The organism is Clostridium neonatale, assembly GCF_001458595.1.
In the GTDB taxonomy this organism is placed as follows: Bacteria; Bacillota; Clostridia; order Clostridiales; family Clostridiaceae; genus Clostridium; species Clostridium neonatale.
On sequence record NZ_LN890327.1, the window covers coordinates 106,440 to 125,932 of the forward strand.

15 protein-coding genes are annotated in these 19,493 nt (G+C 27.6%); 14 read left to right on the plus strand and 1 reads right to left on the minus strand.

Going from position 1 to position 19,493, the window contains the following annotated elements; translation table 11 throughout:
* Positions 1 to 327: 327 nt before the first annotated feature.
* The 4 genes from BN2920_RS03980 to glgB all read left to right on the plus strand — a co-directional run bounded on the left by BN2920_RS03980 (position 328) and on the right by glgB (position 5,469).
* Positions 328 to 2,493, plus strand: coding sequence for a Tex family protein (locus BN2920_RS03980; protein ID WP_058293735.1), 2,166 nt, complete (start codon positions 328 to 330; stop codon positions 2,491 to 2,493).
* A 350-nt stretch (positions 2,494 to 2,843) separates the two neighbouring features.
* The gene (locus BN2920_RS03985) at positions 2,844 to 3,143 is read left to right on the plus strand and encodes a hypothetical protein (protein ID WP_058293736.1); all 300 of its coding nucleotides are present in this window, start codon (positions 2,844 to 2,846) and stop codon (positions 3,141 to 3,143) included.
* Positions 3,144 to 3,277: 134 nt separating this feature from the next.
* Complete coding sequence (locus tag BN2920_RS20860; RefSeq protein ID WP_243145180.1) at positions 3,278 to 3,346, plus strand: glycerate kinase; 69 nt, start codon at positions 3,278 to 3,280, stop codon at positions 3,344 to 3,346.
* A gap of 179 nt (positions 3,347 to 3,525) precedes the next feature.
* Positions 3,526 to 5,469, plus strand: a complete 1,944-nt coding sequence (glgB, locus tag BN2920_RS03990; RefSeq protein WP_374116940.1) for a 1,4-alpha-glucan branching protein GlgB — start codon at positions 3,526 to 3,528, stop codon at positions 5,467 to 5,469.
* 64 nt (positions 5,470 to 5,533) lie between these two features.
* Here glgB and BN2920_RS03995 read toward each other — a convergent pair whose 3' ends face one another.
* Positions 5,534 to 5,917 carry a CBS domain-containing protein gene (locus tag BN2920_RS03995; protein WP_058293737.1) on the minus strand — a complete coding sequence of 128 codons (384 nt, stop codon included), beginning with the start codon at positions 5,915 to 5,917 and terminating at the stop codon, positions 5,534 to 5,536.
* A 254-nt stretch (positions 5,918 to 6,171) separates the two neighbouring features.
* Here BN2920_RS03995 and BN2920_RS04000 point away from each other — a divergent pair, with 254 nt between their 5' ends.
* The 10 genes from BN2920_RS04000 (at position 6,172) to BN2920_RS04045 (ending at position 19,348) form a co-directional block, all read left to right on the plus strand.
* Positions 6,172 to 7,098 (plus strand): DMT family transporter, encoded by a 927-nt coding sequence (locus BN2920_RS04000; protein ID WP_058293738.1) that lies wholly within the window; start codon positions 6,172 to 6,174, stop codon positions 7,096 to 7,098.
* A gap of 103 nt (positions 7,099 to 7,201) precedes the next feature.
* Positions 7,202 to 8,230 (plus strand): hemolysin family protein, encoded by a 1,029-nt coding sequence (locus tag BN2920_RS04005; RefSeq protein ID WP_083498702.1) that lies wholly within the window; start codon positions 7,202 to 7,204, stop codon positions 8,228 to 8,230.
* 371 nt (positions 8,231 to 8,601) lie between these two features.
* The gene (mnmM, locus tag BN2920_RS04010) at positions 8,602 to 9,147 is read left to right on the plus strand and encodes a tRNA 5-(aminomethyl)-2-thiouridylate-methyltransferase MnmM (protein ID WP_058293739.1); all 546 of its coding nucleotides are present in this window, start codon (positions 8,602 to 8,604) and stop codon (positions 9,145 to 9,147) included.
* A gap of 284 nt (positions 9,148 to 9,431) precedes the next feature.
* Positions 9,432 to 10,532 carry a multiple monosaccharide ABC transporter substrate-binding protein gene (gene chvE / locus BN2920_RS04015; protein ID WP_058293740.1) on the plus strand — a complete coding sequence of 367 codons (1,101 nt, stop codon included), beginning with the start codon at positions 9,432 to 9,434 and terminating at the stop codon, positions 10,530 to 10,532.
* A gap of 306 nt (positions 10,533 to 10,838) precedes the next feature.
* A complete protein-coding gene (gene mmsA, locus BN2920_RS04020) occupies positions 10,839 to 12,383 on the plus strand; it encodes a multiple monosaccharide ABC transporter ATP-binding protein (RefSeq protein ID WP_058293741.1) in 1,545 nt (514 codons plus the stop codon).
* Positions 12,383 to 13,570 (plus strand): multiple monosaccharide ABC transporter permease, encoded by a 1,188-nt coding sequence (gene mmsB, locus BN2920_RS04025; protein WP_058293742.1) that lies wholly within the window; start codon positions 12,383 to 12,385, stop codon positions 13,568 to 13,570. Before mmsA ends, mmsB begins: the two co-directional genes overlap by 1 nt.
* Before the next feature lie 170 nt (positions 13,571 to 13,740).
* Positions 13,741 to 14,871 carry an MCP four helix bundle domain-containing protein gene (locus BN2920_RS04030; RefSeq protein WP_058293743.1) on the plus strand — a complete coding sequence of 377 codons (1,131 nt, stop codon included), beginning with the start codon at positions 13,741 to 13,743 and terminating at the stop codon, positions 14,869 to 14,871.
* A gap of 35 nt (positions 14,872 to 14,906) precedes the next feature.
* Entirely contained in the window at positions 14,907 to 15,467 is a 561-nt protein-coding gene (locus BN2920_RS04035; RefSeq protein WP_326998586.1) for a methyl-accepting chemotaxis protein, read from the plus strand.
* A gap of 459 nt (positions 15,468 to 15,926) precedes the next feature.
* Positions 15,927 to 17,771 carry a sensor histidine kinase gene (locus BN2920_RS04040; protein WP_058293745.1) on the plus strand — a complete coding sequence of 615 codons (1,845 nt, stop codon included), beginning with the start codon at positions 15,927 to 15,929 and terminating at the stop codon, positions 17,769 to 17,771.
* 29 nt (positions 17,772 to 17,800) lie between these two features.
* Positions 17,801 to 19,348: a response regulator transcription factor gene (locus BN2920_RS04045; protein WP_058293746.1), complete on the plus strand. Its 1,548-nt coding sequence runs from the start codon at positions 17,801 to 17,803 to the stop codon at positions 19,346 to 19,348.
* Positions 19,349 to 19,493: the final 145 nt, after the last annotated feature.

Consider the following 19,493-nt stretch of genomic DNA (forward strand, 5'->3'; position numbering starts at 1 on the left):
ATGAGTTTTTTGAAACGAAGATAAATACCATTATAAATAAGCCTTAACACCAAAATGTGATCTTGACAGAATTAAGATGTCAATGCAAGTTTATTACATTCTAAAAAAATCTTGCTTCATATTGTCAAGCACAGCTTTTAGTGTTGAGCCATAAATAATATGAAAGGATAAATATATATAAATATTCCTTGATAAAAAATTCCAAAAAAATTATAATATGAATATATGTTTTAAATTATTGCCATTACTAAATAATAGTAATGGCAATAATTTGTTAATAGTAGAGAAGTTGTATTATTAAAGCTTTTTTAGACTTAGGAGGAAAGTATGAATTTAATAGAAGAAAGAATAGCAGAAGAATTAGGAATAAAATTATCACAAGTAAAAAATGTTATAGAACTTTTGGATGGTGGAAATACAGTACCATTTATTTCAAGATATAGAAAAGAAGCAACAGGTGGACTTTCTGATGAAATTTTAAGAAAACTTGCAGAAAGACTTACTTATTTAAGAAATTTAGAAGAAAGAAAAAATGATGTTAAGAGATTAATTGAAGAACAAGGAAAGCTTACTGAAGAATTAATTATTGCTTTAGATAAATCAGTAACTTTAACAGAAGTTGAAGATATATATAGACCATATAAACCTAAAAAGAGAACTAAAGCTATAATTGCTGCTGAAAAAGGATTAAAACCTTTAGCAGAATTAATTATGGAAAGTTCATTTAAAGGTGATTTAAATGAAGAAGCTTCTAAATATATAAGTGAAGATAAAGGAGTAGCAAGCAGTGAAGAAGCTATATCAGGTGCTTTGGATATAATTGCAGAAACTATTTCTGATGAGGCAAAGTATAGAAAATATATTAGAGAAATGGTCATAAGAGAAGGTAATATAGAATCTAAAGGAAGTTCAAAAGAACCAACACCTTATGAAATGTATTATGAATATTCAGAAGGTGTGAATAAAATACCACCCCACAGAATATTAGCTATAAATAGAGGCGAAAAAGAAAAAATATTAAGTGTTAAGATAACTGCAAATGAAGATAAGATAATAAATTATTTAGAAAAAAATATATTAACAGGAAATGCAGTTTTAGATGAACAATTGAAGCTTGCAATTAAGGATTCATTAAAAAGATTAATATATCCATCAATTGAAAGAGAAATAAGAAGTGAATTAACTGATATTGGTGAAGAAGGTGCTATAAAGATATTTAAGGAAAATTTAAAGGCACTATTATTGCAAGCACCTATAAAGGGTAAGGTTGTAATGGGATATGACCCAGGATTTAGAACAGGATGTAAGATTGCGATTTTAGATGAAACAGGTAAGTTCCTTGAAAATACAGCAGTTTATCCAACAGTTCCAAAGAAAGATATTGAAGGAACAAAGAAAAAATTAAAAGAATTAATTTATAAATATAATGTTGATGTGATATCACTTGGAAATGGAACTGCCTCAAGAGAATCAGAAGAAGTTATCGCTGAAATGATAAGCGAGATTAAAGAAGAGACAGGAAAAGAAATTGCATATGTTATTGTTTCAGAAGCAGGAGCATCAGTTTATTCAGCATCAGAACTTGCTACAAAAGAATATCCTGATTTAGATGTTACAGTTAGAGGAGCTATTTCCATAGGAAGAAGACTTCAGGATCCGCTTGCAGAATTAGTTAAAATTGATCCAAAGGCAATTGGGGTTGGACAATATCAACATGATGTTACTCCTAAAAAACTTGAAGAGTCTTTGGCAGGAGTTGTAGAGGATTCAGTAAATACTGTTGGAGTTGATTTAAATATTGCAACACCATCACTTTTAACACATATTTCAGGAATTAATGCAGCTATAGCTAAAAACATAGTTGATTATAGAGAAGAAGCTGGTCATTTTACTTCAAGAAAAGAATTATTAAAGGTTAAAAGATTAGGACAAAAGGCTTACGAACAATGTGCTGGATTCTTAAGAGTTGCAGAGAGTAAGGAACCACTTGATAATACATCGGTACATCCAGAATCATATGATGCTGCTAAAAAATTAATAGGTGTCCTTGGATATGATAATGAAGCACTTAAGAATAATAAGTTAGGTGATATAGATGAAAAGGCTGAATGTTATGGAATAAGCAAACTAAGCAAAGAGCTTGAAATTGGAGAAATGACATTAAAAGATATAATAAAAGAATTAAAGAAACCAGGTAGAGATCCAAGAGAAGAAATGCCAAAGCCTATACTTAAGACTGGAATAATTGAGATGAAAGATTTAAAGCCAGGAATGGTTTTATCAGGAACAGTAAGAAATGTTTCAGACTTTGGTGCATTCGTAGATATTGGAGTTCATCAGGATGGATTAGTTCATAAAAGCCAAATGGCAAATAGATTCGTAAAACATCCACTCGATATTGTTAAAGTTGGCGATATAGTAGAAGTTGCTGTTTTAGAAGTAGATGAAAAAAGAAAAAGAATATCATTAACTATGAAAGACGTACACAAATAAAAAGAGTGGCTATGCCACAATACGGAACTTTCACAAATAAAAAAGGAAACTCCTATTCACATTCGTTCATAGGAGGGCTATACTGCTAGGCTCGACACTCGCCAAGCATTATATGCCAAAGAGTGGCTATGCCACAATACGGAACTTTTGCAAATAAAAAGAGTCGCTATGCGTAAGATGGAAGCGTGGCGAAGAAAATAATTTACAATTAATATGATAAATTTTAAAGATATAAAAGAAAAGTTGATTATTTTATACACCTAGAGATAAGACTGGTATATAATAAATAATAAGATGAGGTTTAGAGCGTGATAATTCTAAACTAAGTATGATTTAGGAGGAAATGAAATATGAAAGTAAAATGTATTGATAACAATCTTTGTTCTACTTTAACTCTAAATAAGGAATATTCAGTTGTTGAAGAAGCTACAGAATATTATGTTATCATCGATGATAAAAGAGATGAAATTACATGTAGAAAATCTAGATTTGTAGTAATTGAAGATGGTGGAATAACTAAAAATGCAAAAGCTACAATAACAGAGCTAAATTATCAGATAGAAAATGAATTTAAAGATATAAAAGATTTTGTTATAAGAAAGAATTCAAAAGGCGAAATAAAAGAAATATCAATAAAATTCAAATATTAAGTGATATTTTATAAGAGGGTCTTAATACTGTATGTATTTGGATCCTTTTGTTATATAATTGTTATATCATTATAAATGTTAATAATTGGAGAAGTGATAAAAGCTGAATTAATAAAGGAGTTAGAAATTTTGTAATAGGTCTTGGTGGCAGTTCTACTAATGATGCAGGATTTGGTATGTTAGAAGCTCTTGGGGGGATGTGAGATAAAAATAATGATGAAATAAAGCTTGATGTTTAGAAGTAGATAATTTAAAATATCAAATCTACAAAATATATCTAATGTAGTTTTTTTATAGTCTGAATAATATTGGAAAATAACATTTTATAACTAAATAAAAAATGTTAAAATTATATTGAGAATAAGAAAAGGTGGTATTGGGTTTGACAAAAGAGAGGAAAGTAAAAAAAAGAGAAATTTATGATGAAGAAATAAGTAACGTAATCACAGAAAACGATATAAGATTATTTAAAAGTGGAATTCATTATGAGATTTATAAAAAGCTTGGAGCACATCCAAAAAGGATAGATGATCAAGATGGGATAAGTTTTAGTGTTTGGGCTCCAAATGCACAAGAGATTAGTGTAATTGGGGATTTTAACGGGTGGGATATAGAGAATAATAAAATGAATCCAATTGGAGATAGTGGAATATTTGAATTATTTATTCCAGGTGCATTAATAGGACAAAGATATAAGTATGCAATTAAAACACTTAATGATGAAATATTGCACAAGTCCGATCCGTATGCTAATTATTCAGAGAGACGTCCTGGGAATGCTTCAGTAGTAACAGATATATCTAATTTTAATTGGTCAGATAATCAATGGTTGAAAAAAAGACAAAAGCTAGATTTAAAAAAGAAACCTATGTCAATTTACGAAGTTCATATAGGATCTTGGAAAAAACATCGTAATAGAGATGAGGATGGATTTTATAATTATAAAGAATTTGCACATTCTTTGACAGAATATATATTAGATATGGGATACACTCATGTTGAACTTATGGGGATTGCTGAATATCCATTTGATGGTTCATGGGGATATCAAGTAACTGGATATTATGCTCCAACATCTAGATATGGAACACCTGAAGATTTTATGTATCTCATAAATTATCTTCATAAAAATAATATAGGTGTAATTTTAGATTGGGTTCCTGCACATTTTCCTAAAGATGAACATGGATTAGCAGAATTTGATGGTACATGTCTCTATGAGTATTCTGATAAAAGAAAAGGAGAACATGCAGATTGGGGAACTAAGGTATTTGATTATGAGAAACCAGAAGTAAAAAACTTCCTTATTGCCAATGCTTTATTTTGGATTGAAAATTTTCACATAGACGGTCTTAGAGTAGATGCTGTTTCTTCAATGTTGTATCTGGATTATGGGAGATGCGGAGGAGAATGGATTCCTAATAAGTATGGTGGAAATCAGAATCTTGAAGCAATTGAATTCTTTAAGCATTTAAATACAATAGCAATAAGACGTAATCCTGGAATTATGATGATTGCTGAAGAATCAACAGCATGGCCTAGAGTTACTGATGCAGCAGAAAATGATGGATTAAATTTCACTTTTAAATGGAATATGGGATGGATGCATGATTTCTTAGAATACATGAAATTAGATCCGTATTTTAGAAAAGATAATCATAATAAAATGACTTTTTCTATGAGTTATAACCATAGCGAAGAATATATACTAGTTTTATCTCATGATGAAGTAGTTCATTTGAAATGTTCTATGATTAACAAAATGCCAGGGGAATTAGAAGAGAAATTTAAAAATCTAAAAGTAGGATATGCCTTTATGTTTGCCCATCCAGGAAAAAAGCTGCTTTTTATGGGACAAGATTTTGCTCAACTTAGAGAGTGGAGCGAAGAGAGAGAACTAGATTGGTATCTATTAGCAGATGAAGATCATAGACATATAAATAATTTTGTAAAGGCTCTATTAAAAATCTATAAAAAGTATTCATGTATGTATGAATTGGATAGAAATCCCAATGGGTTCAAATGGATTAATGCTAATGATAATTATAGAAGTATCTTTAGCTTTGTAAGGTATTCAGAAGGCATGCAAAATAGTTTGTTATTTGTTTTAAACTTTACACCAGTTGAAAGACCTGATTATAAGGTTGGGGTTCCAGAAGAAAACACATATAGACTTATTTTAAATAGTGATGATATAGAGTTTGGTGGAAAAGGAGAAAAAAGAAGACGGGTTTATAAAGCGGTGAAAGAAGATTGTGATGGATATTCTTATTCAATTAAGTATAGTTTGCCAGCTTATGGAGTTGCAGTATTTGTTTTTAAGTAAATAACATGAAAAATACAGCTAATATCAAAATTATTCAATGTTAGCTGTATTTTTCAGTATAATTTTAGAAATCTTCACATTTAAGAAAATAATCTATTAAGTTTTCAATTGTAATAATACCTATAACAGTATCACCTTTAAGAACAGGCATCGCAATGATATTATGTTCTCTTAAACGTTTTGCAACATTGATAATATCATCATCATATTGAGCTGTTACAACTCTTTTTGTCATTATCAATTCAACTGGATAGTCAACATAATGTCCAGGCTTGGTTAAAAATCTATATGCATCTGCCTTGACAACTATGCCTACAAGTTTAGTATTGTCATCTACTACCGGGATACCGTTTACATTAAGAGTATTCATTAAATTTAATGCTTCATCAACAGAAATATTTTTATTAATAGTATGGAAATGTAAATTACTTATATCTTTTATCAGCATACTAAACCTCCTAAATCTATATAGTAATAGTATATCATAAATATTGTATATTTTGATTTATTTAAACAATATAAAATAGATTTAACATAAATTATAGTGATATTCTATAAACTATAGCTTACCTAGAAGATTAAATTTATAATATGATATCATTTTATTGTTGTAAAATGAATTTAATTAATAAAATATGTGGTAATATTTATATGTCTATTTACAGTAAATGATAAATATAAATTGTAGAAAGGAACGTGGGAATGGATAAAGAAAAGTTTTATACAAATAGAAAAAACATAGTTTTTTTAGCAACAATATGTTGTTTTTTATGGGGGAGTGCATATCCAGCTATTAAAGTAGGGTATGAGCTTTTTAATATATCTTCAAATGATATTCCATCAAAGTTGATATTTGCAGGTTATAGATTTGCCTTGGCAGGAATCATTGTACTTTTATACGAAACTATATTAAAGAAAAATATATTTACTTTTTCTAGAAAGCAATATTCAAAAATAGCAGCTTTAGGACTTATTCAAACTACTATTCAATACATATTTTTTTATGTTGGAATGTCATATACAACAGGAGTTAGGGGATCTATAATAAATGGAACAGGAACTTTTGTAAGTATAATATTAGCTCACTTTATATATAAAAATGATAAGCTTAATTTTAATAAAATACTGGGTTGCATAGTTGGATTTTCAGGAGTTGTATTGGTAAATTTAAATGGGAAAAGTGGAGTAAATAATGTTGGTTTTACATTTAAGGGTGAAGGCTTCATTGTTATAGCTGCTATTACTTTTGCATTAGGAGCAATATATAGTAAAGAAATTACAAAGAAAATGGATGCATCAACAGTAACAGGATATCAATTATTTATAGGTGGACTTATATTAATTGTTCTTGGGGCTGTTTTTGGTGGTAAATTAAGTTCATTTAATTTTAAATCTATAATTCTATTAATATATATGGCTTTATTATCATCTGTAGCATTTGTAATCTGGACGCAATTATTAAAATTCAATAAAGTAGGAATGATTTCTGTATTTAATTTTTTAGTGCCTGTATTTGGAACATTGCTTTCAGGAATATTCTTAGGAGAAAATATATTTGATATAAAAATTCTAATATCTTTAATATTAGTTTGTATAGGAATTTATCAAGTTTATAAAGTGAAAAAATAAGTTTAGCCATATTTGATTAATGATATTACAATAATTACATATTATAAAAAACGAGATATAATATACTTGTTATACTAATTTAAAAATAATAAAGGAGAATATTATGGAATCTGAATTTTTAAACATAGTAATAATATTAATATTAATTTTAGTTAATGCCTATTTTGTGGCTTTAGAGTTTGCAATAGTTCAAATAAGATCATCTAAAATAGATACATTAATAGAAGATGGTAATAAAAGAGCAAAAAAATGTAAGATTGTTAAAGATAATATAAATTCATATCTATCATCAACACAGCTTGGAATAACTTTAGTTGGATTATTATTAGGATGGCTTGGTGAACCAACTGTATCTAAGCTTATAGATCCATTACTAGAAATGATAACTTCAAATGCGGCACTTAAACAGAGTATTTCTTTCATAGTTTCATTTAGCTTGATTACATTACTTGAAGTTGTATTTGGTGAGCTTGTTCCAAAAGCAATAGCATTATATGAAACAGAAAAATGTAATTTACTTTTGGATGGATCGTTAATTTTATTTCATAAACTAACTTATCCTATAACTATGACTTTTGATAAATTGACAGAACTATGTTTAAAACCATTTGGAATAGAGCCTGCTAATGAAGCAAATGAGACTTATACGCGAGGAGAATTACAAATGCTGATAAACCAAAGCATAGAAGATAGTGGGGATCAGATGCTATTATCTAATGCATTTCAATTTTCAAACCGCAGAGCAGAAGAGATAATGATACATAGAACAAAAATGGTTTGTATAGATATAGATTCAACTCAGGAAGAAGTATTAGAAATAATAACAGACAATGGATTTACTAGATATCCTGTAATAGATAAAGAAAAGGATAATGTTATTGGATTTGTTCATGTCAGAGATATCTATAGGGATGTAGTTTCTGATAACAAATTGGATTTGAAGTCTTGTACAAGAAAGGTAAGTTATTTTACTGAAAGAATGCAAATAAGAAATATATTTAAAGAGCTTAAAGAAAAGAGAGAGCAGTTCGCAATAATAGTTGATGAATATGGTGGAACTAGTGGGTTATTAACATTGGAGGATATAATCGAAGAATTAGTTGGGGATATTGAGGATGAATTTGATGAATAGACATAAAGAATAAGTTTACTAAGATAAAAACAAGTGATTTTTGATGTTAGATTAAAAATAAATATATTAAGATATAACAAATATAATACAGATATACAAGAGTGCATAAAAAATAAATATATTAAGATATAACTGAAGGTAATATGTAGATTAGTCTTCAGTTATTTTGGATTAAAATATATATAAGTTTTAATTTTAATATAGTTTTATGAAACAATATTTTATTAGGCTGGGTTTAATACCCAGTCTAATTTTTTTAGATATTAATCACTCATTCTATTAATATTAGAATATAAATTGATATAATTTATATATAAATATTTTTAGTCAAAATTAAAAACATTACTATGTAATAAGAATGGAGAATATATATGTTTAAGTATGTTGGAGATATAAGTAAGATTTCTCATTATATAATAGATCAGTTTTTAGAAAATAAAAATATAGCAATAGATGCTACATTAGGAAATGGATATGATACAGACTTTCTTTCAAAAGAATTCACTAAAGTCTATTCATTTGAAATACAAGAAGAAGCATGTAAAAACTATTCTGAAAGAAAAAATGAAAATGTCATTGTAATAAACAGCTCTCACCACTTATTAAAGAGATATATAACTGAAAAATCAGTTGATTGCATTATGTACAATTTAGGTTTCTTACCAGGTGGAAATAAGAAAATTACAACAATGTCAGAAACATCTTTAAATAGTATTATTGAAGGTCTAGAATTATTGAATCATGGTGGAGTAATGACTATTTGTCTTTATAGGGGACATGGGGAAGGGAAAGAAGAAGAGAGTGTAATTATTCCATATCTTAAGGATCTTCCAAAATCAAAATTTGGGGTCATGTATCATGAGTTTTTGAATAGAAGTAAAGAAGCGCCTATTTTAATTGTTGTGGAGAAAAAGTAAATTACTCTACTGAATATAATATTATGGTAACATACTTGAGAAACATGCATTTATAAAAAGATGGTTACTATAAAAATTAAATGAGAAAAGATGTAATGTTGTATGAATAAAGGTGTACTATTACATCTTTTACTTATTTAATATTATTATAATTAAAGCTTAGATTAGAAAATTACTCCTTTTGAAGAATATTAGAGTAGAAGGCATGTATAAATTTTAATATAATGAAAACGTAATCAATAAGAGCGATAAAATTAACTTTATTTAAAGAGGAGAGATGAAATATGAAAAAAATAATATCATTAGTATTATCAGCAACATTGGTCATGACAGCATTAATTGGATGTGGAGGAGCAAATAGTGATGGTGAACCACAAGCCGAAGGTGTTGAGTCAAAAGATATTATTGTTGGAGTTTCTATGCCTACAAAATCATTGCAAAGATGGAATCAAGATGGTGCAAATATGGAGGTATCACTAAAAGCAAAAGGATATAAGGTAGATTTGCAATTTGCAGAAAATGAAGTTGAAACACAAGTAAACCAAATAGAAAATATGATAACGAAAGGAGCAAAAGTACTAGTGGTAGGATCCATTGATGGTGGAGCATTATCATCGGTATTAGAAGATGCAAAAGCTGAAGGAATAAAAGTAATAGCATATGATAGACTTATCATGAATACAGATGCTGTAAACTATTATGCTACATTTGATAATTTTAGTGTAGGTGTAATACAAGGAGAATATATTGAAGAAAAATTAGGATTAAAAGATGGAGCTGGACCTTTTAATATTGAAATCGCAACAGGTCCATTAGATGATAATAATGTAGTTTATTTTTATGGTGGTGCTATGAGTATTCTTCAACCATATATAGATAACGGTCAGTTAGTAGTTAAATCAGGACAAACAACAAGAGAACAATGTGCAACTCCAAATTGGGATGAAAAAGAAGCACAATCAAGAATGGATAATATAATTACAGCTAATTATACAAGCGATAAATTAGATGCAGTATTATGTTCAAATGATTCAGTGTCATTAGGAGTACAATCATCATTAAAATCTGTTGGATTTGGAACAGCAGATAAACCAATGCCAATACTTACTGGACAAGATGCTAATATAGCAAATGTAAAAGCTATTGTAGCTGGAGATCAATCAATGTCAGTGTTTAAGGATACAAGAGCATTATCAGAAAAAGTTGTAGAAATGGTAGATTCTATTGCAAATCAAAAAGAACCAGAAGTAAATGATACTGAAACATATAATAATGGAACTTATGTAGTACCTTCATATTTATTAAAGCCAGAATTTGTAGATGGCAGTAATTATAAATCTTTACTGATTGATTCAGGATATTATACTGAAGATCAATTAAAGTAATTATGTTAGCGGTTATGCTTAAGTATTTTTATGCTAAGCATAACCCATTTATAAGAAAAGAAGAATAATTTTACTTAAAGAATATTCATGGGAACTATTAAGCTATTGACAAATACTAATTATGCTGTTTAATAGCCTATTTAGTTATTTTATATTTATATTACTTTTGAAGAGTTGTACAAATTGTTCTATACTATTCAATTTTAATTATTACACTGCACATTGTAATTTTTTAAATATATAAATCAATATATAGTGGCTGAATAGTTACTATTCATGTATATTGAGCAGAATGGAGGTCAGAAAATGAAAGAAGTTATTCTAGAAATGAAGAATATAGTAAAAACTTTCCCAGGTGTAAGAGCTCTTGATAATGTAAATGTAAAAATAGAAAAAGGAACAATACATTCTCTTGTAGGAGAAAATGGAGCAGGAAAATCTACACTTATGAATGTACTAAGTGGCGTTTATCCATATGGTACATATGAAGGGGATATAATTTATAATGGAGAAATATGCAAGTTTAAAGATATAAAAGAAAGTGAAACTAAAGGAATTGTTATAATACATCAAGAATTAGCCCTTATCCCATATTTATCAATAATGGAAAATATATTTTTAGGAAATGAGCAAGCTGACAAGGGAGTGATAAATTGGAGTAAAGCACGATTTGAAGCTAAGAAACTAATGAAAATTGTAGGATTGCATGAAGATCCGGAAGCTACTGTAAATACAATTGGAGTTGGAAAGCAACAACTTGTAGAAATTGCAAAAGCACTATCAAAGAATGTTGAACTTTTAATATTAGATGAACCAACAGCAGCGCTAAATGATGAAGATAGTGATAAATTATTAAATTTAATTTTAAAATTAAGAGAAGAAAGAGGAATGACGGCAATTATAATATCACATAAATTAAATGAAGTAACAAAAGTCACTGATGAAATTACCGTAATAAGAGATGGTGCAAGTATAGAAACATTAACAAAAAGTTCAGGAGAAATATCAGAAGATAGAATTATACGAGGAATGGTTGGTAGAGATATTGTTGATAGGTATCCAAAACGAGAATGCAATATTGGTGAGGTTTGCTTCCAGGTAAAAGATTGGACTGCATATTCGGAAGAAATCAGTAGTAAAATTGTAATAAATCATGTGAATTTTAATGTTAGAAAAGGTGAAGTAATAGGAATTGCAGGTTTAATGGGAGCTGGAAGGACAGAACTTGCTATGAGTATTTTTGGTAAGTCATATGGACGAAATATATCTGGCACAATAATCAAAGATGGCAAAGAAATATCAATAAATAGTGTTGGGGATGCAATTAGAAACGGAATTGCATATGTAACTGAAGATAGAAAAGCTCAAGGGCTTATATTAATAGATAATATCAAAAGAAACATGACATTACCAAGTTTGAATAAAATTAGTAAAAAGATTGTAATAAATGATAGTAAGGAAATAAGCATTGCAAGAGATTACATGAAAAGACTTAAGATAAAGGCACCTAGCATTGATCAGTATACAGGAAATTTATCTGGAGGAAATCAACAGAAAGTAATGTTAGCAAGATGGATTTTTGCAGATCCAGATATATTGATTTTAGATGAACCAACAAGAGGTATTGATGTTGGTGCAAAATATGAAATTTATTGCATAATTAATGAACTTGCAAGTCAAGGAAAGTCAGTTATAGTTATTTCATCAGAACTTCCAGAAGTATTAGGTATTAGTGATAGAGTATATGTAATGAATGAAGGATCATTTGTTGGAGAATTATCTAAAGAAGAAGCAACTCAAGAGAATGTTATGAAATGTATTATGCAAAGTAATGTTAAGGAGGCTATATAATGAATACAGAAGCAGTAGCAAGAAAATCAGAAGAAACAAATGTTAAAAAATTTAAATTTGATACACGTAAATATGCAATGTTTATTGCATTAATAGTAATAGCACTTTTATTTCAAATTTTAACAAAGGGTGTCTTACTAAGGCCAATGAATGTAACAAAGCTTATACTTCAAAACAGTTACGTTTTAGTATTAGCAATAGGTATGTTACCTTGTGTTTTGACTGGGAATATAGACTTGTCAGTAGGATCTATAGTAGCTGTAGTATCAGCAATATCAGGAGTACTTATTATATCAATGGGAATATCAATTCCAATAGCAATTATTATATCACTTTGCATTGGTGCATTAATAGGTGCTTGGCAAGGCTTCTGGATAGCATACGTAAAGGTACCAGCATTTATTGTAACTCTTGCAGGTATGTTAATTTTTAGAGGGATTACAATGGTAATATTACAAGGAAACACCATTTCTCCATATCCTGCAACATTCCAATATATGTCTATGGGCTTCTTGCCTGAGATTGGAACAGGTAAAATTCATCTCTTAACTTTAATAATAGGCGTATTTGTTTCGGTAGTATTTATAATATCTGAAATAAAAAAAAGAGTACAAGCAAAAGAGTATGAAATTGATCAATGTGCAAACAATGTGTTTGTAGCAAAATTGGTAGGAATTACTTTAGTGATAATGTTCTCTGCATATTGGTTATCTAGATATAAAGGAATGCCTTTTGTATTTATAATTTTAGGAGCACTAATTTTATTTTATTCATTTGTAACTAATAGAACAGTTATAGGAAGACACATATATGCTTTAGGTGGAAATGAAAAGGCAACTAAATTATCAGGAATTAAAACCAAGAGAGTTATGTTTATGGTTTATGTAAATATGGGGGTTATGGCTGCTCTAGCAGGATTGTTATTTGCAGCTAGATTAAATGCGGCAGCACCAAGTGCAGGAGAAGGGTTTGAGCTTGATGCAATAGCAGCTTGTTATATAGGTGGTGCATCAGCGTCAGGTGGAATTGGAACTATTGTAGGAGCTATTATTGGTGGACTTGTAATGGGGATATTGAATAATGGTATGTCTTTAGTGGGGGTTGGTGTTGACTGGCAACAGGCTATTAAAGGACTAGTATTATTGGCGGCAGTAGCATTTGATATATATAATCAATCAAAGAAATAGTATTTAGATATTTTCAGTTAATAATTTTTATATTCATAAATATACTTGATGCAATTCTTAGAAGATAGGATATATAAATAAATTCTATCTTCTAGTTTGTTATATTTTAAGACAAATTGAATATGAAATGATGCTTTACATATAATGTATACAATTATGGAGGAGATCCCATGGCTTTTAAAAATGAATTTAAAAGATTATACAATAGGAAATTAAATAATATTAATATAAAGAAAAAAATGATTATATCATTTTCTATAATAATAGTAGTTATGACTTTTGCGTTAATAAGTGAAGTAGGTTTCTCAATGTATAATAGTAATAACTTTAGATATATTCTAAAATATTATGGATTTTCACAAGGGGATATAGGAAAGCTTAACAGTGAGTTTCAAAAATCAGGATCTCTTATTAGAGATAGAATAAATGCTAGAGATGATGAAAAAATAAAAAAATTAGATGCTAATATTATGACTAGTGAAATTAATATAGAGAATTATATGAAAAAAGTATCAAAGACAATTAATAATAATGAATCGAAAGAAATTAATGACAACATTCAAAACTATTGGGAAGAATATAAATTGGTAAGTCAGAAGGTAAGGACTTTAGCTAAATTAAACAAGTACAGTGAAGCGTATGAGCTATTTAGTGATGAAGGAACAAAAATTTCTGATTTAATAGGGAATGATATAGAAAGGCTATTTGATCTAAATATTAGTAATGGAAACATGGAATTAAATAATATTAAAAAAATTGAATTATTATTTATAGGCATTACTACAATTTCTATAATATTATCAATAGTAATATCAATATTCATATCGAAGAAAATAGTGAATGATATAAGTATTTCGATTTCAATGCTTGTAAAAGCAGCAGAAAAAATTTCAAATGGGGATTTTAATATAGAAATAAATTATCCATATGAAGATGAAATAGGAATTCTAGCTAAGACTTTTTCAAAAACAATATATACATTAAAAATATATATAACAGAAATAACTAGTATATTAAATAATATAGCGAATGGAAATTTAGATATAGAAATAAAAGAAGACTATAAAGGTGAATTTATAAAAATCAAAGATTCACTTAATAATATAGTATTTTCTCTAAATGATTTATTAGGAAATATAAATGTAACAGCTAGTCGTGTAGCAAATGGATCAGCTAAAATGGTAGAAGAGTCAAAGAAAGTATCTGAGGCATCAATTAATCAATCAAATTCAGTTGAAGAATTATTACAATTAATGAGTTATGTATCGAATAAAATAACTGAAAATGAAAAAATTCTATAAGTACAATAGATATTACTAATCAAGTATTAAGTGAAATTAGAGAAGGAAATAATAAGATATTAAATATGATATATTCAATAGATGAAATCTCAGAATCATCAAATGAAATCGGTAAAGTTATTGACGTAATAGAAGATGTATCTATGCAAACAAACATTTTGTCAATAAATGCTTCAATAGAAGCAGGACGTGCAGGTGAATTTGGAAAAGGGTTTGAAGTTGTTGCTAAAGAAGTAGGAAACTTGGCTGCAAAAAGTTCTCAAGCTGTTACCAGTACTAAAAATCTAATAAATAAATCAATTTATTCAGTTGATAATGGTATTGGAATAGCTAAAGAAACAAGTGAAAAACTATTGCTTATTGTAGAAGACACAAATAAATCAACAAAATTTATAAATGAGATAGCAAAAGCATCTGGTCAGCAATCTCAATCAATTGTTAACGCAATTAGAGTTGTTGAGAAAATTTCGGAAATAGTAGAAAAAAATTCTATAATAGCTCAGGAAAGCTCATTAGAAAGTGTAGAGCTTAGCGATCAAGCTAAGTATTTAAAAGATGTTGTTAAAAAATTCAAATTGAAAAGTAATTGCAATTAAAGAATTTCATTAATATTAACAAAAAATGTGAAAATATATTATAATATAATTTATTAATAATATTAAAAGTATTATAATAAAATAAATTGGGATATTTCTTAAATTGTAATTTTGTTAAATAATTATATTTTTTGGTGCAATTTGGCTGAAGACATATATGTAGGGGAGAGTATTTGAAAGTTTAGAACTGTTATAAGTTAATGAATTATTTAGAAAAATATAAAGCTGGAGTAGCTAATGTAGCGAATAGTAGAAAACGTATACTTAAGGCGGAGAGAAAGTAATTTATATTTTCGCTAATATGTAGAGGAAATATAAATTACAGAAAAATTTCCTAGTGTTTCAAATTCAATTTTAAATTTAATAATAGAATGTATTTCTGGAAAAGTAAATTGTAAGATAGTAGCTAATAAAACTCAAAATTCAACAAATGAGACTATTTAAAGAGGAATTAATTATATGTTTAAATTAGAAAAAGTTAAAACTATATTTGAAAAAGAAAAGGAGAGTTTAAAATATAAACTTATAGTAAGTTTTCTTGTTATTTCAATAATTCCTTTCTTTATTATGCAAATGATTTCATACTATTCCATAACTGAGAATATGAAAGATAATATGCAGGAATTGGTGAATTCAAATTTAATACAAACTCAAAAAACATTGAATTTAACATTAGAATCATATGGAGATTTGCTATACCAAATTTATAGTGATGAAGAAATAATTCAGTGTGTAGAAAATATAAATAATAATGTTGATATTGAAATTAATACGAATATGCTTAGAAGAAAATTAAAAAAATTATGTAATGCTAAAAGTCAAATACAGGCGTTAACATTAATGACTGATAGTGGACAAACTATTTTTTATGATAAATTAACATCTTCATCTACTAAAAGCAGTTGGATTAATATTAATCAATATAATTATGAAAATGTGATTAAAAATAATGAAAGGATACTTATTCCAACGCGATTTGCAGCAAAAATAGAAAAGTATAATTATTATATTTTTCATATGGCACACAGGTTTGTAAAAAATACAGATATAGACAAAAGAATCGGCATTATAATAATAAGTATAGATGCAAAAGTATTAAATGAAATTTGTAATGAAAATGATTTAGGAAATAAAAAAAATGGGATAACCTATATTTATGATAAATATAGAAATATAGTTTTTTTCCCTGATAGAAAAAAGATGGGTAGGAATTTAAGCTATTATCATCTTGAAGAGGTGGAAAATGCTAAGAATTTTTCAGTGAAATTAATGGAAAATAATCAATATACTACAGATCAATTAGAAGTTCCTAAGAATGCTCATATTGGAATAACAGAATTAAAGGATAAAAAAACTAATTGGACTATCGAATATATATATGATCAAAGCGAATTGTATAGATCTATTAATTTGCAGAGAAAAATATTTTTATTAGTAAGTTTTATTACAATTAATATTTTGCTTTTAATAATTTTAGGTGTAACAGATAGACTAACTAGCTCAATTAGAATAATTTTAAAAGCTATGAATAGTGCAGGAGAAGGTGAATTATCAGTAGTGATTAGCATTACTGAAGATATGCATCAGGAAATTAGGTTGATTGCTGAACATTTTAACAGAATGATAGCCAACATAAGTGATCTTGTTGAAAAAGTAAAAATTATAACGTTAAAGCAAAAAGAATCAGAGATAAAAGCATTAGAGGCACAGATAAATCCTCACTTTTTATATAACACTTTAGATACTATAAATTGGAAAATTATTGAAAAGGAAGAATATGAGATTAGCAATATGATAAATTCATTAGCAACAATTTTACGATATGCAATTCAAAATAGCAGTGAGTGTGTAAAAATTAGAGAAGAATTGGAGTGGGTAAAGAAATATGTATACTTACAGCAAAGTAGATTAAGTGTACCTTTTGAATTTATTTTAAATGTTGATGAGAGCGTGTTAGAAAGTATGATTCATAAATTAATTCTCCAACCTTTTTTAGAAAATTCAATAATTCATGGTTTTTATAATGTTGATAATACATGTTTATTATGCATAGAAATTAAAGATGAAGGGAGCAAGATAAGAATTAATATAATTGATAATGGAAGGGGGATGGATAAAGAAACAATTGAGAAAATAAAACAAAATAAAAAGGTGAATGATTTGGATGACTGTCATATTGGAATTGATAATGTTATTGGGCGGCTAGAAATGTATTATGGTAGTAGTGCAGAATTTTTAATAGAAAGTGAGATTGGGAAGGGAGTTAAAATTAGTATCACTTTGCCCAAAATTTTAAGAAAATAATGAGTTTTGTAATAAAAAGGGGATATAGTATGAGGGTTGTTATTGTAGAAGATGAAGAAATTATAAGAAATGGGCTTATTAAATTATTAGGAAAGATTGATAAAGATGTAGAGATAGTAGGTAGTGCAGAGGATGGAGAGGTAGGATTAGAAATTATAGAGAAGGTAAGACCTGATTTAGTTATTACAGATATTAGGATGCCAAAGATGGATGGAATTGAAATGTTAGGCAGTGTAGCTAAAATGGGAATTACACATAAAACAATAGTATTAAGTGCATATTCAGAATTTGAATATGCCCAAAAGGCAATTAAATTAGGAGTGAGTGAATATATATTAAAGCCTATTTCAATTCAAGAAATTGCACAGTCATTAAAAAAAATTACCAATCAGTTAAATTATGAACAGAATAATAAATTAAAAAATCCAGAAAGGCTTTTCAACCTTAAGCATATATTTCAGAGCAGTTTGTTCGAGGAATTAATTATTGATGGTGATATTGAGAAATTATTGAAGGAAAATTATAAAATAAGCGTTAATGATATCTTTGAGGTATTTGTAATATATTTGGGTAATAAATATGAGCAATATCATATCAAAATAGAAAACGATATCAAAATCATTTTGAACGATACAAATAATTTTGAATTTAAAATGTTAGAGTTACCAAGTTGTAATGAGATTGTGATGATATTTTTTAATTTTAAAATAGAAATTAACTTACTAGAGTATGTGAATAATTCTCTTAGACCTAGGATTAATTATATAGATTCCAATGATATGGTTTTAGGATATATGAGGTGTGAAGGGATATTGGCCTTAAAAGATATTATTCACAAACTTAATAAAGAATTACATTGGAATATAGTTTTAGAATCAAATGATATTGTTAATTATCCAGAAGTTTTGAAAAAATATACTTTACCAATATCATATCCAATTGCCATTGAGAAAGAATTGAAAACAGTAGTATGCACAATGCAATTAAACAAAATTGATAAGATAATTGATAAGTTTATTCATTATTGTAAAGATATTCGAGGGAATCCAAAAGGAATTAAAGAAAATTTTGTAAGGTTTGCATGGATAATTATAAGCTTTACAAAAGAAATCGATGAGACTTTATATAGCGATTTGGATTCGCAGCAACTTTTAACTAACATTATGTCAGCAATAACATGGAACGAGTTGGAGGGAGCGCTAAAGATACTAATTCAAAAAAATAATCATCACAAAGATGTTTCATCGGTGAGTTGTATAAGTCTTTTGGTTAAAAGGAGTCAGTGCATTATTCATGAATTTTATAATAAAGGAATTACTCTAGATGAAATAGCACTTAAATTAGGCGTTACTCCAGAATATTTAAGCACACAATTTAAAAAGGAAATTGGAGAATCATTTAGCGCTTATATAAGAAGTTATAGAATAAATAAAGCAAAAAAACTACTTATATCAACAGAGTTAAAGCTTTATCAGATATCTGAACAGGTTGGTTATAATGATCCAAAATATTTTAGTAAAGTATTCAAAGAAAATACTGATCAATTACCTGGAGAATATAGAAAAATATATAAGTAATTAATATAATATTAAATAGAAAAACTGTGTAATTATTTACAATAATTTTATTGACTTATTATAGAATAGAGAGTATATTATACTTATAAAACAACATTTAAAAAGTAATTTTAAAATATATTTAATAAATTTAAAATGAAAGATT